Raw genomic sequence first — 15115 nt, 5'->3', positions numbered from 1 at the left:
CAAAAAAATAACCAAAGAAGCTAGATTCTTCCCAGCTAGTTTCTTTGGTTATTTCTACGTTATTTCTGTTGTTCTTGCTTTCGACATTCATGATAGACATGATAGAGATTTAGTTCATATTCTTTTTTGGCATTCGTTACAACAGTATCTAAAATCAACCCAGTAACTAATGAAAGTAAGGCAAGGATCATCAATCCGGTACTTAAAATAGCAGAAGGTACCCGTGTGATAAAGTGAGTCAGCATATACTCTCGGATCACTGGAACACCGGCAAATAAGCCGAATACAAAAAAGAAAAAGGTCCAGATGCCAAAAAACATCAATGGTTTGTAGTCTTTCCACATTTTAACGATCATCATGATCACTTTAAATCCATCAGAAAATGTATTCAGTTTCGATTCACTGCCTTCTGGACGGTCTCGGTAATCGATCGGCAATTCGACCAATTTAAATTTTTTGTCTAAGGCATGGATCGTCAGCTCAGTTTCGATTTGGAATCCGGAACTCATGATCGGGAAACTTTTGACAAAAATACGATTAAATCCTCGATAGCCTGTCATGACGTCTCGTATTTTTGTTTTATATAATCGTGTGATTGTGTTTTTTACTAAATTATTCCCAAAATCATGAAACGGACGTTTGTTTTCGTCAAAGTAAGTCCCATTTGAAAGTCGGTCTCCAATTACCATATCCGCTTCACCTGAGCGAAGTTTATCCAGTAATCCATGCACCGCTTCGGCAGGATAGGTATCATCACCATCCACCATGAGATAGTAATCTGCATCAATATCAAAAAACATTTGCCGAATGACATTTCCTTTCCCTTGTCTTGGTTCTTTTTTGACGATTGCCCCACACGCCACGGCAAGTTCATAGGTGGTATCAGTCGAATTGTTGTCATATACGTAAATCTCTGCTTCCGGTAATTCTCGTCTAAAGTCTGCAATGACTGTTGAAATCGTCGCTTCTTCATTATAACAAGGAATCAGAACAGCAATTTTCTCTTGTTGTTCCATTTTTCACTCTCCTTAAATCATAGAAAACAAAATCTCTATTAAGAATACTGTATCAAATTCTTAAATGCTAGTACCTAGAGAGAATTTTCACTTCTTTTTGTTTCTATTGTAAAAAGCCCCGTATAAAACCACTATTTTTATGTTAATGGTGATGGCTGAGGCTTCGCTTTATTAAATCAATTCATTCTTTTTTCTTGAAATCTCTAACACGGTGCCGGTATACGCATCCGCTAAAAATTCGTAGCAAATGATTTCGCCATCTTCTAGGCGAGAAATCCCTCCACGATAAGCTTTGGAATGGATCGCAAATTTTCTAGTCGGTTCTTTTTCAAATGAGATCCAAGACCCCTCGATGGAGCCTTCTTTTAAGAATGATTCTTTGACTTGTTCTAAGACTTGATCGGCTGATAACGTTTTCTTACGTTGATACAAAACCATTGAAGTGATGCCACTGATTAAACCAAGTCCGATACCTATAGCAAGACCGTTTTTAAAATTATTTGACTCACATTCTTCAGAATACATACGTCTTACCTCCTTCTTTGTCCAAAAAGATTATCTTCATTTATTCTACCATACTCTGTGTTTTTCTTAGAAATAAATAACCGCTATCAATTAAAATAAGCTATAATAAATGTGAGTGATTGACTAAGAGCAATACAAATTAGTCAGTCAACTATAAATTTGAGAGGAGCATAGTCTGAATCTTAGGCGAACTTTATTATGGATGAAAAAACATTTCAACGAATCAAAGAGTTAACAGAACTTCAAGGAACAAGTGGTTTTGAACAAGACATTCGTGCGTATATGGAAGCGCACATGGAACCCTTAGTGGACGAATTACAACTAGATGGTTTAGGTGGAATCTTTGGCTTACGCCAACATGAAGAGGCAGATGCCCCACGTGTGATGGTTGCGGCTCATATGGATGAAGTAGGATTTATGCTAACCCAAATCCAGGACAACGGTTTATTCAAAGTTGTACCTTTAGGTGGCTGGAATCCGTATGTGGTTTCTGCTCAACGCTACACATTGAAGACTTCTTCTGGCAAAAATTACCCATGTATTTCTTCTTCTGTTCCACCACATTTATTACGTGGAACAAGCGGTCAAAAATCAGTGGAAGTGACAGATATCTTATTTGATGCTGGTTTTGAATCACGTGAAGAAGCAATGAGCTTTGGCGTATTGCCAGGCGATACGATCGTACCATTCGCTGAAACCATCAAAACGGCTAATGGCAAAAATATCATCAGTAAATCATGGGATAACCGCTATGGTTGTACAATGGTTTTAGAAGCGTTAGAAGCGCTGCAAAATGAAAAACTTGGTCATACATTGATCGCAGGAGCAAACGTGCAAGAAGAAGTTGGCTTACGTGGATCAAAAGCTTCTGTCAACAAATTCAAACCTGATTTATTCTTTGCAGTCGATTGCTCAGCAGCAGACGATACGGTAACGAAAAAAGGGACATTCGGACATCTCGGTGAAGGAACGTTGATGCGTATCCAAGACCCAGGATTGATCATGTTACCACGCTTGCGTGAATACTTATTAGACGTGGCTGAAACAAACAACATTCCTTACCAATACTTTGTCTCAAAAGGCGGCACAGATGCAGGTGCGGCACATACACAAAACGAAGGAATCCCAAGTACGGTGATCGGAGTCGTAGGACGCTACATTCATACACATCAAACAATGTTTAGCATTCGTGACTTTGAAGCAGCAAGAGAGATGTTGATCCAAACATTAAAAGGATTAGACAAATCGACTGTCAATACGATCGTTTACGGAAAATAAGAATATATCCTTTAAACGAAGTGAAACGAGAACCATGGATCGTGGAACAGAGATAAGCGAAGGATAGTATAAATAGTTAAGAAGTTCAGAAATAGAGGAAGTCCTATTATTGGGCTTCCTTTTTAGGTCTTCTTGTTTTGTCGTCAGTCAGTAAATACGGGGGAAATCGGTGAATCGTTTTTTTGGTTGAAGCACCTGAATTTTTTGAATACAAAAGTGAGGACTGGTTAGGAGTTGGTGACTTTTAAAGAAAGGTGTATAATTTAAATATAAGAAGAAAAGAGGGACAGCAATGATTATTCCAGAAAACTTAGAAGAATTAGCAGGTTACGTTGAAAAAGGGAACAGTGTCTTTTTCTTTACCGCAGATTGGTGTGGCGATTGTCGCTTTATCAAGCCTCAAATGCCAGAAATTGAAAATGATTTTGCCGCATGGCGTTTTATTGAAGTCGATCGTGACAAATACATAGATGTAGCCGCTGAGTGGAACATTTTTGGAATCCCAAGTTTTGTAGTGATCAAAGACGGTAAAGAATTAGGTCGTCTAGTGAATAAAGATCGGAAAACAAAACAAGAAATCGAGGATTTTTTAAATCGTGTGACGAACGGCTAACATCTGGATATTTGTTAGGAGGGATCAGGATGGAACAAGAATATAAAAATATTTTGGTCGGGATCGATGGAAGTGAGCAAGCACTTTCTGCCTTTAAAAAAGCAGTTGAGGTTGCTCGAAGAAACGACGGAACCGTCTATGTAGCAAATGTGATCGACCAACAATTTTATAATTTCATGGGCTATGTCCCAATAGATCAAACGCTAGTTGACCAACAAACAGAAGCAGCGAAACAAATGATCGAAGACTGCAAAGCTTATGGAAAAACAGTTGACTATCAAAAAATCGAAGGAATCGTTGCTTATGGTTCTGTTAGAGAATCAATGGCAGTCAACTTACCAAAAAAATATGCGATCGATTTGATCATGGTCGGTCAATCAGGATTAAATGCGGTTGAACGATTTATGACAGGTAGTGTTTCCAGCTATGTCATCCGCCGAGCACCATGTGATGTCTTGATTGTCTCTGATGAAGTGGAGAACAACACCGACAATTAAATACGTTAACTAAGAGATAGTGAAATGCCTAGCTCTAAGAAATAAGCCGGAGAATCCGAAAATAGTTCCTCCTATTTTTGGGATTCTCCGGCAAATTTTCTGATAGAGTGACTTTTTGCATGCTGTTTACTCGTTTTTAGAGTGAAGGGCAAGATATCTTTCACAGGCTCGTTGCTATTGAAAATTCTTGCGATTCCATAACTAAGAAAATAGTTGTTCGCACTTTTTTTGAAGAATGAAAAAAAGCATGCACAAAAACTTTTTTTTTGTTAAGATAAATGTCAGCAAAGGATAATGGAGGAAAAAACATGATTTTTGCTTATAATAAAGCGCACGTGGGAGATACCTTGATGGTCATCGTCTCAAATGACAATGGAACCGAAAATACGGTCATCCGTAAATGGAATGTTGCTCAAATCAAAGATGAAACAGGACAAATCGTTGGCTGGAATTTTTTCCATATCTCCGACCATCTTACGATCGAAGGTAACGGACAGGTCAAACTAACAGAAGAACAAATTGCACAGTTGAACCGCTTGATCAAAGAAGCTGGTTTTGAAGAAACGTTAACAGAAGAAAATGAACCAAAAATCGTTGTTGGCTACGTCAAAACTTGCGTACCACATCCTGATTCTGATCACTTATCGATCACTGAAACACAAGTAGGTAAAGAGGAAGTCTTACAAATCGTTTGTGGCGCTCCGAACATTGAAGCAGGACAAAAAGTCGTTGTTGCCAAACCAGGAGCTATGATGCCTGATGGAATGATGATTTGGCCAGGAACATTACGTGGGGTTGAAAGTCACGGAATGATTTGTTCGGCAAAAGAATTACAATTACCAGATGCACCGAAAGAAAAAGGGATCCTTGTTTTACCAGAAGATGCAGTGATTGGCGAAGCATTTCCAAAATAAGCAAAAAACAGCACAGTTGCCGAGCAACCGTGCTATTTTTGTATAGGAAATTAGTTATTAGTTACCAGAGTTCTCTGATTGGCTTTGTTTTAATGCGGATTGATCAATTGTTAATTGAATTGTTGTTGTTTTCTTTTCTTTTCCGCGATAGTAAGTGACCTTCACTGAATCGCCGACTTTTTTCTGATACAAGACAGATTGTAATTCTACACCAGAAGAAACATCAGTATCATCGATTTTTGTAATGACATCATATTGTTTCAAGCCAGCTTTTTCTGCAGGTGTCGCCGGTTGAACGCTGGTAACAATCACACCATTTGTCACAGACTCAGGAATTTTCAAGATTTGTTCTTGTTGTTGGGTTGAAACGGCTGAAAGGTCAACCATTGTGATCCCTAGAGCAGGACGGGTTACTTTTCCATCTTTTTCAAGTTGGTTGATAATATTTACTACATCGTTACTTGGGATCGCAAAGCCCATTCCTTCCACGCTTACACCTGATGAAGAAGCAGAAGTACTTGCAATTTTACTTGAATTGATCCCGATCACTTGACCTTCAATATTAACTAATGGACCACCAGAATTACCAGGATTAATCGCAGCATCTGTTTGGATCGCATTGATATTGACCGTTTGATTTGACTCGTTCGTGCTGGTTACTTGGCGATTCAATGAAGAGATAATCCCCGAAGTCACAGAGTTGGCATATTCAGAACCTAGAGGAGAACCAATTGCAATCGCAGGTTCACCTACTTTCAATGAATTAGAGTCACCAAATGAAGCAACTTTGTTCACTTTATCTGCACTGATTTTCAAAACAGCTAAGTCAGAATAAGCATCCGTCCCGACTAATTCAGCTTTGACTTTTGTTCCATCTTTTAATAAAACTTCTAGTCCTTGTTGCCCTTCTACTACGTGATTATTCGTTACGATATAAGCGGAATTACCACTTTTTTTGTAGATGACACCACTACCTTCACTAGAAGCCTCTAGATTGCTATCATCAGAACTTTCTTGTTGTTGTTGACCAAACAGTTGCCCAAAGCCGTTGGTCCCTTGATTTTGGCTTTGAAGATTGATAACAGATACCACCGCATCTTGGACTTTATCTACCGCATTCGTAATATCTGAATCGACATTGACTTTGACATTTTCAACGACAGTTTCGCCCGCTGAATTTTGATGACCACCCGAATTTGACGCTGCGTTTCCAGAACCCATGACAGCATAAAAAATACCAGCCGTTACCAAGCCCCCAATAATTCCACCGACTAAGCCTAGACCCAGCTTACGCCAGATTCCATTGTTCTTTTTCATTTTTGGTGTCACATCTTTTCTCTCCATGTGATCTGCCTCCATTTATCATTTTCTTCTATCTCTAAGTATAGACTTATTTGTTAAGATTAGTCTACTTGGAGACTATGAACTTTTTATGAAAAACTTTAGGAAAAATCATTGCGTTCAGATGAAAAAACAAGAAAAAAGTTTTCCACAAATCCTGTGTAGAAATCAGCGGAAAACTCGCAGAAAAACAATACCCTTTTTTATCCACAAGATGTGGAAAACGTGGATAAATCGGTGCAAAACATACGTTTGCTTAAGAAATACTTATAAAATAAGCCAAAATTATCGTCTTTTCTGTGGATAAACCTGTGGATGATGTGCATAACTATGTGGGAATCTTTAAATAAATAAAAAATAACTCGCTTTTTCTTTTAGCAAACATTTCGTTATAATAGAAAAGAAGGAAATACGAACAACGAACAATGAAGAGGAAAAATGAAGGAGTAAAGCAATTGAATATCAAAATCATTTCAGTCGGTAAACTAAAAGAGAAATACTTGATCCAAGGAATCAATGAATACGTCAAAAGGCTGCAAGCATACGCTAAAATCGAACGAATCGAAGTCCCCGATGAAAAAGCACCTGAGAACTTGAGTGAAGCTCAAATGCGCCAAGTCAAAGAAAAAGAAGGCGAGCGGATCTTGAGCAAAATCAAAGAACAAGAATACGTCTACGCACTAGCGATCGAAGGGAAAAATCCAACCAGTGAAGCTTTCGCCAAAGAAATCGACCAACTAGGAATCCAAGGGAAAAGCCAGATCACTTTTGTCATCGGTGGCTCACTCGGCTTAAGCGAAGCCGTCATGAAACGCAGCAACGCCCAAATCTCATTTGGCAAAATGACCTACCCCCACCAACTCATGCGCTTGATCCTCGTCGAACAAATCTACCGTGCTTTTCGAATCAATGCGGGTGCTCCGTATCATAAGTGATGAGATTTTTAGGTTTTATTGACAGAAAAAAATAGAAAAAATAGGTGAATAACAAGTGAGTGAACTTAACCATTTTTCTGCGTCTACTCTAGCCGAGTTGCAAAAAGACGAGAAACATCCTTACTATGTCTATTGTTTGGTTGATCCTAGAAACAACCAGACTTTTTATATTGGGAAAGGAAAAGGAAATCGTATTTTTGCCCATCGTCAAGCGGCACTGAATATGCTAAGAAAATCAGATTTACTTGAAGAAAATGAGACAGTTAGAACATTAAAAATAAAAACAATTCAAGAAATAAATGGGATGAAACTGAAAATATCGAGCTATATACTTAGCTATGGCTTAACGGAGAGTGAAGCTTATGCAAGCGAAAATGCATTGATCAATTATGCTCAATTGATCCAAGGACTTTCGTTAACGAATTTAGTAAAAGGACATGGATCTAAGGCGATGTCAGTTGAAGAAATCGAAGACCGATATGGGTTTCAACCGATGTCTATAAATGAAATAGCGACGAATGAGTTGATTCTAGCAGTAAAAGTAAGAGATGCGTTCAATCTTTCTAAAGATGAGTCACAAGAATATCCAATCGATGACAGATTTCGTGATGATACTAATTTAAAATCTCGTACGCTAGGTAACTGGGCAATTGGTCGTGACAAAATTCATCGTATTCGCTATGTTATAGCTGTTAATACCGGAGCAGACAATGCGGTTGTTGCAGCATATAAAGTTTCTTCTCAATATTCTGAATCGAAGAAATTTGAAAATGGTCGAACACGCTATGCGTTTCAGGCATTATCGAATAGAGAAGATACTTTGCGAGAACTTAATTTATATAAACGATCTTTACCAGATATCAAATTTGGTAGTGGGAGTGCAATTGCATATATTAACAATTAGAACAATGATTATTATAATTATTTCCAATGGTATTTTTGGTAGTAGTAGTTACCTGAAATAAATATAAATTTAAATTTAAATATATATTATATCCATGAAGAGAGTGGGACAATAGTCAGAAAAAATCTGATTATTGTCCCATTTTTTGATTTTAAGGTACACAAAAATCAAAAAAATTTGTATGATTATAAATCCGTTTTTTACTCATATTCCAACATCTTAATAAATGTTTTTTACGTTTTTTTGAAAGAAAGTACGTTACTTAATGAAATTTGGCACGATAAAGTCTATCAATGAGTATCTAGAGATAGGGGACTATTTTTTTGTTGGTTTCGGCTTATTTCAAGGGGCTACTGCTTAAACAGCGCTTTAGAGTTAGGGATAAGCTTGAGGTTCCAAAGAAATCTTTAATTAAAAATAACGATGTTTTTAATTATCAACTCGGTGAAGCCTTTTCATGTCTATGTTGTAGGTTATTAAATGACAAAACTAGTTGTTTTTTGATAAAATCACATACGTTATAAATTGGAATCTGTCAGTCGTTTAGAAGGGAGAAGGGATCAATGAAACCATCTATTCGTCAATGGATAGCTTAGGATTTAATAATGGATTTTGAGGTAACTAACTCATATGTTGAAAATAATCACACCTTTTCATTATTCAAAAGATGAAAAAAATAATGAATGAGTGAGAGAATAGAAAAAATATTTTCTTGCTGATTAGGTATAGTGTATTTCATGTTAGTTAAGAAAAATAAGTATGTCATAAACATAACTAGCAAGCTCTTTTAATATGAAATGATAAAAATGAGAGTGATTCACCCAATGAATAATCACTGAGTCATTTCAAATAGAGTGACGTATGAAAGGAGAAATAAAAATTGTTATGAGATTCAATCGAAAAATCATTTTGTTTGTTCTGCTAATAGCTATTGCAAGCACTTATTCCTTTATCTTTTTTAATAATACAGAAAAGATCGCAACGACAGGAGATATCGCTTTTCATTTTTCCAGGATCAAAGGATTGGCTTCTGTATTTTCGGGTCCAATCAATTTTACTACATTCAATAGTTATGGTGGTGGGGTCAACTTTTTTTATCCTTATCTAACCCTATTTCCAGCTGTGATCTTTTACTGGATTACTCATAATTTGATCTTAAGTTATATGTTATATGTTTGGGTACTGAATGTGTGTACAATCCTCATCACCTTCTATTACGGACGGAAATTTTTTAAACGTGTAGATGCGGCATTTTTATTTAGTTGTTTCTATACTTTTTACGGGTATCGAATGATCGATATTTACCAACGTTCAGCGATTTCAGAATCAATTGCTCTGACGATTATGCCAGTGGTCCTCTACTACACGTATAGACTTCTTTTTGAAAAGAAGAATTGTGTGATTCCTTTAGCTGTTAGTATGAGTTTGCTTATTTATACGCATGCTCTTTTTACATTTATGAGCGTAATAGTTATTGGGCTTTTGTTTATCGGTTCACTTTTGGCTAAACGAAAAAAGAAAGAAAATGTTTTGGACTTGTTTGTTGGAATGGCAAAAGCTGTCGGCTGGACGATTCTCTTAACAGCGTATGTTTGGTACCCAATGCTGCAGCAAGTCCTGCATCAAAGTATCAATCGTCCTTTCCGCACAAACCTTCAGGAGCGGGGAGTGAACATTTTTGAAAGTTTGTTTGGTGCGATGACTAATGATTTGACGACATTTACAATGGGAACGATTGGTGTCGTGTCATTAGTCCTTCCGCTTTTCTTTTTGAAAAGATTTGAACGAAGAGAAAGAGTCATTTATTTTTGTGCAGTAGCTACGTGGTTTTTATCGACGAATGTTTTTCCATGGTTTCTTTTTCAAAATACACCTATCCAATTGATTCAATTTCCTTGGAGAATCTTAGGGTTTCAAGTGCTTTTCGGATCATTGATCTTGGTGATGGTCTTTTTGAAATGCAGACCAGATCAGAAAAAAAGTATATGGTGGATTGGCGGAATCGTCCTCCTGCTTTTGACACTAACAGTAGTAACGAAAATAAATTATACGCAAAAAATCCAATCCTATAACGGTCGTCTGATTATGACAAAAAAAGAGATTAAGCATTACACGACTTCAGGGACAGGGGGACTTTATGATTATGCACCGTCTGATGCACTGAAATACAAAAAACAGTTGAAAAAACATGAAGTAAAAGTTGGGGATGAATGGAAAACTAGTTCTCATAAAGCGTATGATTCAAAAATCATTTATACAGTGGAAGATGCGCAAGGGCAAAAAATCACGTTACCTGTGTTTGATTATTGGGGAACCGTTGCGAAAGTAAATGGTCAAACGACTAGCATAGAAAATGATGACGGGTTAGTAGCGGTTAAAGGAAAAGAAGGAACGACTACGATTGAGGTTTCCTCTACCTATCCGCCAACGATGATTCTTGCATTACTAACAAGCGTTGGAACTTTTTTATTTATCTTTATTCGATATTTGCTGAGAAGAAAAAATTTAGTAAAAAGTAAAATGGTCCTCCGATGAGGGGATCTAAAGTGAATGGCAGTGCAGAACAAACGTGAAAATGAATAAAGAAAATTTATAGAGTTGCCTTTTATTTTATGGGTGAATAAATTGTCTATTAGAGACATCATTTTCAGCTATTTTTGAAATAGCAACCAATGATCGTATTCCTCAACGATACCGCTAGAAACAAGGCGGGCGTTGAGGATTTTTTTGTTAATTGTATCAGTCTATTTGTTTTAGCTGTTTCTCTTGTGCCTAATGTTTTAAGTTCTGTATATTCACAGCAATTACGGAGAATATCTGAACAAAGAGTTAGATGTATTTGATACTAGTCATAATTGATAAATGAGGGGGTGCGTTTTTCCGTGTCTCTTTATAGTTGATCAGTATTTTCTATGGCGAACTACTCCTTAGAAACCTACATAAACCTTTTTTTGAGTATCTGATTCTGATTTCGTAACGGTTAAACCAATTTTCTAGTTTGCAGATGAGGGATTGGTTAGAAATAATTTTTCAAATTTTCGGCATAATCTCAAGTTTGGTTTGTTAGAATGAGTGAAACAATCAAGGAGGAGTTTTATTAATGAAAAAGGGGATATTGTTGGCTGTGGGGTTGTTGTTTGTGCTAGCTGGTTGTGGAACGGATCAGGCAAAAGATGCTTCAAGTAAATCGACAGACACTATTGTTACAAAAACAAGTAAGACAGGTTCAACAACGACGAAAGAATCTGATAAGACTGAATCATCCAGCTCATCAGAAACAAAGGGAAAAACAGAGTCCACGGCGACGAGTACATCAGAGTCAACTCAAACTACAACGGCTGAGTCTACGACACCAAGTAGTCAGCCAGTAGAAAAAAATAGCTGGGATGCGAGTAAAGCGACTGAATTAGCTACGTTTATGTCAACTTGGGGTCAGGAAATGGGACAACAGTATAGAAGCTACAATGATCATGTGAATGCTAATTATTATGGATTGCAAGTACCACAATACATTTTTGATGGGCAATGGTCTATGGTGATTGATCAAACACCGGTCACCGTAGAATGGTCAGAAAATGGCAGAGGACAAGCGGGATTTGAATTAGTGGCGATCTACTCTGATATCGATCATCCAAAACCGTCTGGAGCTCATTTGTATTTTTTTGGTTTCCAACAAAATCAACCTAAGGTAATGGTGACTCAGCAAAACCAAGGAAACCCAAACAATTATTTGTATTTCAAAGAAACTGAGAATAATGAATTGAAGAACGGTTTCGAGCGGATTGTGAATAGCTAGAGGAGACGTCCTTCCAAACTTAGAAAGAAAATTTCTTGGAAAAGAGGTTGTGAAAGCATTGGTTAGCTCCGATAATAATAAGAAAGAATTTTTAGAAACAGTTTCTCGTGTTTTTGAAAAATTTAGGCTTATTTCAAGGAGCTGATGCTTGAACACCATTTATCTGTTTCCAGAGCAAAGAGTGAGATGGATGTCTCAGTCTTTTTTTTGTTTCTGAAAGGATAATTTGCTAAATAAAACAGAAAAATTTATGAAAAATTCCAATAATTACGTTATACTTATTATGATTTTTTGAAAGGAGTTACTAATGAAAACAAAGAAAAAATTGCTCTTATTTGTTATATTAATACTTATTGCGGGTCTTTATTCTGTGAATTATTTTAGGCATGCACAAACGATTTCTACGACAGGAGATATCGCATTTCATCTTTCCAGAATTAAAGGATTATCCTCTATATTCTCAGGACCAATCAATTTTACGACTTTTAATAGTTATGGCAGCGGTGTGAACTATTTTTACCCCTACTTGACCCTTTTTCCAACGGTAATTTTTTATTGGATTACCAATAATTTGATCGTAAGTTATATTTTATACGTATGGGTGTTGAATGTTTGTACCATCCTATTGATGTTTTATTATGGTCAAAAATTTTTAAAGCGAGTAGATGCTGCCTTTTTATTTAGCTGTCTGTATACATTTTATAGCTATCGAACGATTGATATTTACCATCGTTCAGCGATTGCAGAAGCGATTGCAATGACGATTATGCCTGTAGTTTTGTATTATGCTTACAAAATGATCTATGAGAAAGCAACAGCTGCGATCCCGTTAGCAATCAGTATGAGTTTGCTTGTTTATACGCATGTTCTCTCTACTTTCATGTGTGCGTTTTTCATTGGAATGATGATCATAGGCAAACTGATTGTGAATAAACTAAATAAGGAAGAAACCATTCGCTTGGTGTTGGAGATGTCAAAAGCTGTGGGAATGACGATTCTTTTAACAGCCTATTTTTGGTATCCTATGTTCAAGCAAACCATGTATCAATCCATCAATCAGCCAGGAAAAACAGATCTGCAAAATCAAGCGATCAATGTATCTGATAGTTTGATTGTAGCCATGAATAATGATTTGGCCTCCTTTACAATCGGGATTATCGGGATTGTTTCTTTGATTCTTCCGCTTGTGTATTTTAAAAAGCTAACGAGCAAGGAAAAAGTGATTTACCTGATTGCAGTAGCTACCTGGTTATTATCAACTAAGCTGGTCCCATGGGCACTATTGCAAAATACACCCGTTCGATTGCTTCAATTTCCTTGGCGGATATTAGGGTTTCAGGTACTTTTTGGCTCATTAATTTTATCCATTGTTTTTAATAGGATGATATTTGGTCAGAAAAAAAGAATACTTAGTATTGCAGCGATTGTTTGTTTTATGTTTGTTGTTTCGGCAGCCACTAAAGCCAATTATAATCACAAAGTGCCAACACTAGGTGACCATTTAGAGGTGAACAAAGACACTCTAGGTAGTTACATCACTGTAGGTGTTGGAGGGGTCCTTGACTATGCACCATTAGAAGCCATGAAATATAAGGAGCATTTGCAAAAGCATGAAATAAGAGTAGACAATGAATGGCAAACAGCAGCATATAAAGCTTCTGATTCCAAAATAGTCTATACAGTCAAAGGTGCTAAAGATAAAAAAATCACGTTACCCGTGTTTGATTACTGGGGAACTACAGCAAAAGTGAATGGGCAAAATACCAAGATTGAAAACAATGAAGGATTAGCAACATTTGAAGGAAAAGCAGGAACAACGGTAATTGAAGTTTCTTCTAAGTATCCCTTTACAATGATTCTTGCTTTTATTGTCAGTCTAGGAAGCTATTTTTTTGTTTTTATTCGTTTCTTGATCGGCAAATGTTTTGTTTCGAAAAAAATTGCGTAACATAAATATTCGTACTAGGACAAAAAACTGAAAGATTCGTTAACATCTAGTGAGATCACTAGGTGTTTTTTTATTCTTATTTAGTTCATGATGAATTTCATCAATGATTATTGGATAAGGCAATCTTTCAGATTCGACAGAGATCCTACGCTTATAAGCATTCTTTTTCACCCAGTCAATAGTTAATACAGAATTTGAATAGATCATCTTCTAGCGGTCTTGTTTTTAACGCATTGATTAACACTTAACAAGCAGAACCCCAGATTCAACATTCATTTGTTCGTTTATTAATTTTTTTTCATAACTAAGTTATTGCTAGTCAATTTATTGTAAAGTAACGTATGAAATAAATGGACTGATAACATAGCTTCTGAAATTGCCGTTTGAGCTAGTGTAGCAATGAGGGATTTCAGCGTTAGATTGTTGCTAACAGAAGATGAATGGGGTGGGGGAACATGAAGAAACATTATTTGGCTTGTTTGTTGTGTCTGTTCTTTTTATTTGCTTTGCCAGTACAGGGTTTTGCAGTAGCAGGTGGACATGGTGGTGGCTCAACGAGAAGCGGTGGATCTGGCGGAAGTTTTGGTGGTAGTTCGGTCGGACATCATTTTTATGACGATCGGCCAATTATCGGACGATCACGAGGGTATTATCGATCGAGTTCATACGGTGACGTCGAGGACTATGTATTAATGGGGGCGTCTGTTGGTGGTTTTGCGGCGTTTGCTTTATTTAAAAGGAAGAAAGAACAGCACAGTGTGACCAGAGAGCTATTTTCTCGTATGCCTGGGAAAAAGAAAGCGAAGAAAAGATTGCTTTCAGAGATCGAAACCAGCTTCTTTGCGATTCAAAACGCTTGGGAACATGAAAAAATGGAAAAAGCCTCGCGCTATTATACGAAAAAATTATTTTTGGAGCATCAACAAGTCTTACAAAAGAATCAAGCAGAAGGTATTAAAAATCATACTAAAAAAATCGTACTGCAACAGTTGGGGAACTATCGTCAAATAGAGGAAGACAGTTTCTCGATCCGAATTGATTTTAGTTGCTATGATTATACGATTGATCGAAAAAATAACCTGCTCTTATCAGGGTACAAGCATCAGCGACAATATTTTTCTCAGATCTGGTATTTCAATTATTCAGACAAAGAACAAAAATGGCAGGTAGATTATATTCAACCGATTTCATTGGGTTAAGGTAACGGTAGGAATGATTAGTGGATGCTGAGTTTATTGATAACAAAGCATAAATCAAAAAATGGCATAGAGGGGGAGCCGTGATCAGAATGAATCTGGTCGGCTCTCTTTTTTTGTGGGAATGTTTTTCTTTTTTAGTGAAGTACGGG

General features: G+C 36.8%; 13 protein-coding genes. 10 read left to right on the top strand and 3 right to left on the bottom strand.

Annotated elements, in window-relative coordinates:
• Positions 1 to 59 precede the first annotated feature (59 nt).
• Entirely contained in the window at positions 60 to 1016 is a 957-nt protein-coding gene (locus AB5M32_RS11055) for a glycosyltransferase family 2 protein (protein ID WP_002317103.1), read from the bottom strand.
• Positions 1017 to 1187: 171 nt separating this feature from the next.
• A complete protein-coding gene (locus AB5M32_RS11050; RefSeq protein WP_002317104.1) occupies positions 1188 to 1541 on the bottom strand; it encodes a PepSY domain-containing protein in 354 nt (117 codons plus the stop codon).
• Between the two features lie 198 nt (positions 1542 to 1739).
• On the opposite strand from AB5M32_RS11050, the gene pepA reads away from it, so the two are divergent.
• The 4 genes from pepA to ytpR all read left to right on the top strand — a co-directional run bounded on the left by pepA (position 1740) and on the right by ytpR (position 4843).
• Positions 1740 to 2819, top strand: coding sequence for a glutamyl aminopeptidase (pepA, locus tag AB5M32_RS11045; protein ID WP_010720947.1), 1080 nt, complete (start codon positions 1740 to 1742; stop codon positions 2817 to 2819).
• A gap of 292 nt (positions 2820 to 3111) precedes the next feature.
• On the top strand, positions 3112 to 3432 hold the full coding sequence (locus tag AB5M32_RS11040; RefSeq protein ID WP_002317106.1) for a thioredoxin family protein: 321 nt from the start codon (positions 3112 to 3114) through the stop codon (positions 3430 to 3432).
• Between the two features lie 29 nt (positions 3433 to 3461).
• Positions 3462 to 3929, top strand: coding sequence for a universal stress protein (locus AB5M32_RS11035; protein ID WP_002317107.1), 468 nt, complete (start codon positions 3462 to 3464; stop codon positions 3927 to 3929).
• Between the two features lie 308 nt (positions 3930 to 4237).
• Positions 4238 to 4843, top strand: coding sequence for a YtpR family tRNA-binding protein (gene ytpR, locus AB5M32_RS11030; protein ID WP_010737044.1), 606 nt, complete (start codon positions 4238 to 4240; stop codon positions 4841 to 4843).
• A gap of 57 nt (positions 4844 to 4900) precedes the next feature.
• Here the strand turns inward: ytpR and AB5M32_RS11025 are convergent, their stop codons facing one another.
• Positions 4901 to 6187: a S1C family serine protease gene (locus AB5M32_RS11025; protein ID WP_010737045.1), complete on the bottom strand. Its 1287-nt coding sequence runs from the start codon at positions 6185 to 6187 to the stop codon at positions 4901 to 4903.
• 452 nt (positions 6188 to 6639) lie between these two features.
• Here AB5M32_RS11025 and rlmH point away from each other — a divergent pair, with 452 nt between their 5' ends.
• The 6 genes from rlmH (at position 6640) to AB5M32_RS10995 (ending at position 14966) form a co-directional block, all read left to right on the top strand.
• On the top strand, positions 6640 to 7119 hold the full coding sequence (gene rlmH, locus AB5M32_RS11020) for a 23S rRNA (pseudouridine(1915)-N(3))-methyltransferase RlmH (protein WP_002317110.1): 480 nt from the start codon (positions 6640 to 6642) through the stop codon (positions 7117 to 7119).
• Between the two features lie 55 nt (positions 7120 to 7174).
• Positions 7175 to 8023: a hypothetical protein gene (locus AB5M32_RS11015; protein ID WP_178287159.1), complete on the top strand. Its 849-nt coding sequence runs from the start codon at positions 7175 to 7177 to the stop codon at positions 8021 to 8023.
• Positions 8024 to 8908: 885 nt separating this feature from the next.
• Positions 8909 to 10558 (top strand): hypothetical protein, encoded by a 1650-nt coding sequence (locus AB5M32_RS11010; RefSeq protein WP_178287161.1) that lies wholly within the window; start codon positions 8909 to 8911, stop codon positions 10556 to 10558.
• 565 nt (positions 10559 to 11123) lie between these two features.
• Complete coding sequence (locus AB5M32_RS11005) at positions 11124 to 11819, top strand: DUF4767 domain-containing protein (protein ID WP_053766239.1); 696 nt, start codon at positions 11124 to 11126, stop codon at positions 11817 to 11819.
• A gap of 307 nt (positions 11820 to 12126) precedes the next feature.
• Positions 12127 to 13767, top strand: coding sequence for a hypothetical protein (locus tag AB5M32_RS11000; protein WP_368024462.1), 1641 nt, complete (start codon positions 12127 to 12129; stop codon positions 13765 to 13767).
• 455 nt (positions 13768 to 14222) lie between these two features.
• Positions 14223 to 14966 (top strand): hypothetical protein, encoded by a 744-nt coding sequence (locus tag AB5M32_RS10995; protein WP_010720935.1) that lies wholly within the window; start codon positions 14223 to 14225, stop codon positions 14964 to 14966.
• Positions 14967 to 15115: the final 149 nt, after the last annotated feature.

It is taken from the genome of Enterococcus sp. C57 (assembly GCF_040887305.1).
Taxonomy (GTDB): domain Bacteria; phylum Bacillota; class Bacilli; order Lactobacillales; family Enterococcaceae; genus Enterococcus_B; species Enterococcus_B hirae.
The sequence above is the reverse complement of the archived record's forward strand: the minus strand, read 5'-3'. Positions and strand labels throughout refer to the sequence as shown.

Excerpts from the sequence above, each read along its gene's own strand:
- AB5M32_RS11050 (WP_002317104.1), bottom strand. The coding sequence starts at position 1,541 with ATGTATTCTGAAGAATGTGAGTCAAATAATTTTAAAAACGGTCTTGCT.
- AB5M32_RS11025 (WP_010737045.1), bottom strand. The coding sequence starts at position 6,187 with ATGGAGAGAAAAGATGTGACACCAAAAATGAAAAAGAACAATGGAATC.
- AB5M32_RS10995 (WP_010720935.1), top strand. The coding sequence starts at position 14,223 with ATGAAGAAACATTATTTGGCTTGTTTGTTGTGTCTGTTCTTTTTATTT.
- AB5M32_RS11005 (WP_053766239.1), top strand. The coding sequence starts at position 11,124 with ATGAAAAAGGGGATATTGTTGGCTGTGGGGTTGTTGTTTGTGCTAGCT.
- AB5M32_RS11010 (WP_178287161.1), top strand. The coding sequence starts at position 8,909 with ATGAGATTCAATCGAAAAATCATTTTGTTTGTTCTGCTAATAGCTATT.
- pepA (WP_010720947.1), top strand. The coding sequence starts at position 1,740 with ATGGATGAAAAAACATTTCAACGAATCAAAGAGTTAACAGAACTTCAA.
- ytpR (WP_010737044.1), top strand. The coding sequence starts at position 4,238 with ATGATTTTTGCTTATAATAAAGCGCACGTGGGAGATACCTTGATGGTC.
- AB5M32_RS11055 (WP_002317103.1), bottom strand. The coding sequence starts at position 1,016 with ATGGAACAACAAGAGAAAATTGCTGTTCTGATTCCTTGTTATAATGAA.
- AB5M32_RS11040 (WP_002317106.1), top strand. The coding sequence starts at position 3,112 with ATGATTATTCCAGAAAACTTAGAAGAATTAGCAGGTTACGTTGAAAAA.
- AB5M32_RS11035 (WP_002317107.1), top strand. The coding sequence starts at position 3,462 with ATGGAACAAGAATATAAAAATATTTTGGTCGGGATCGATGGAAGTGAG.
- AB5M32_RS11000 (WP_368024462.1), top strand. The coding sequence starts at position 12,127 with ATGAAAACAAAGAAAAAATTGCTCTTATTTGTTATATTAATACTTATT.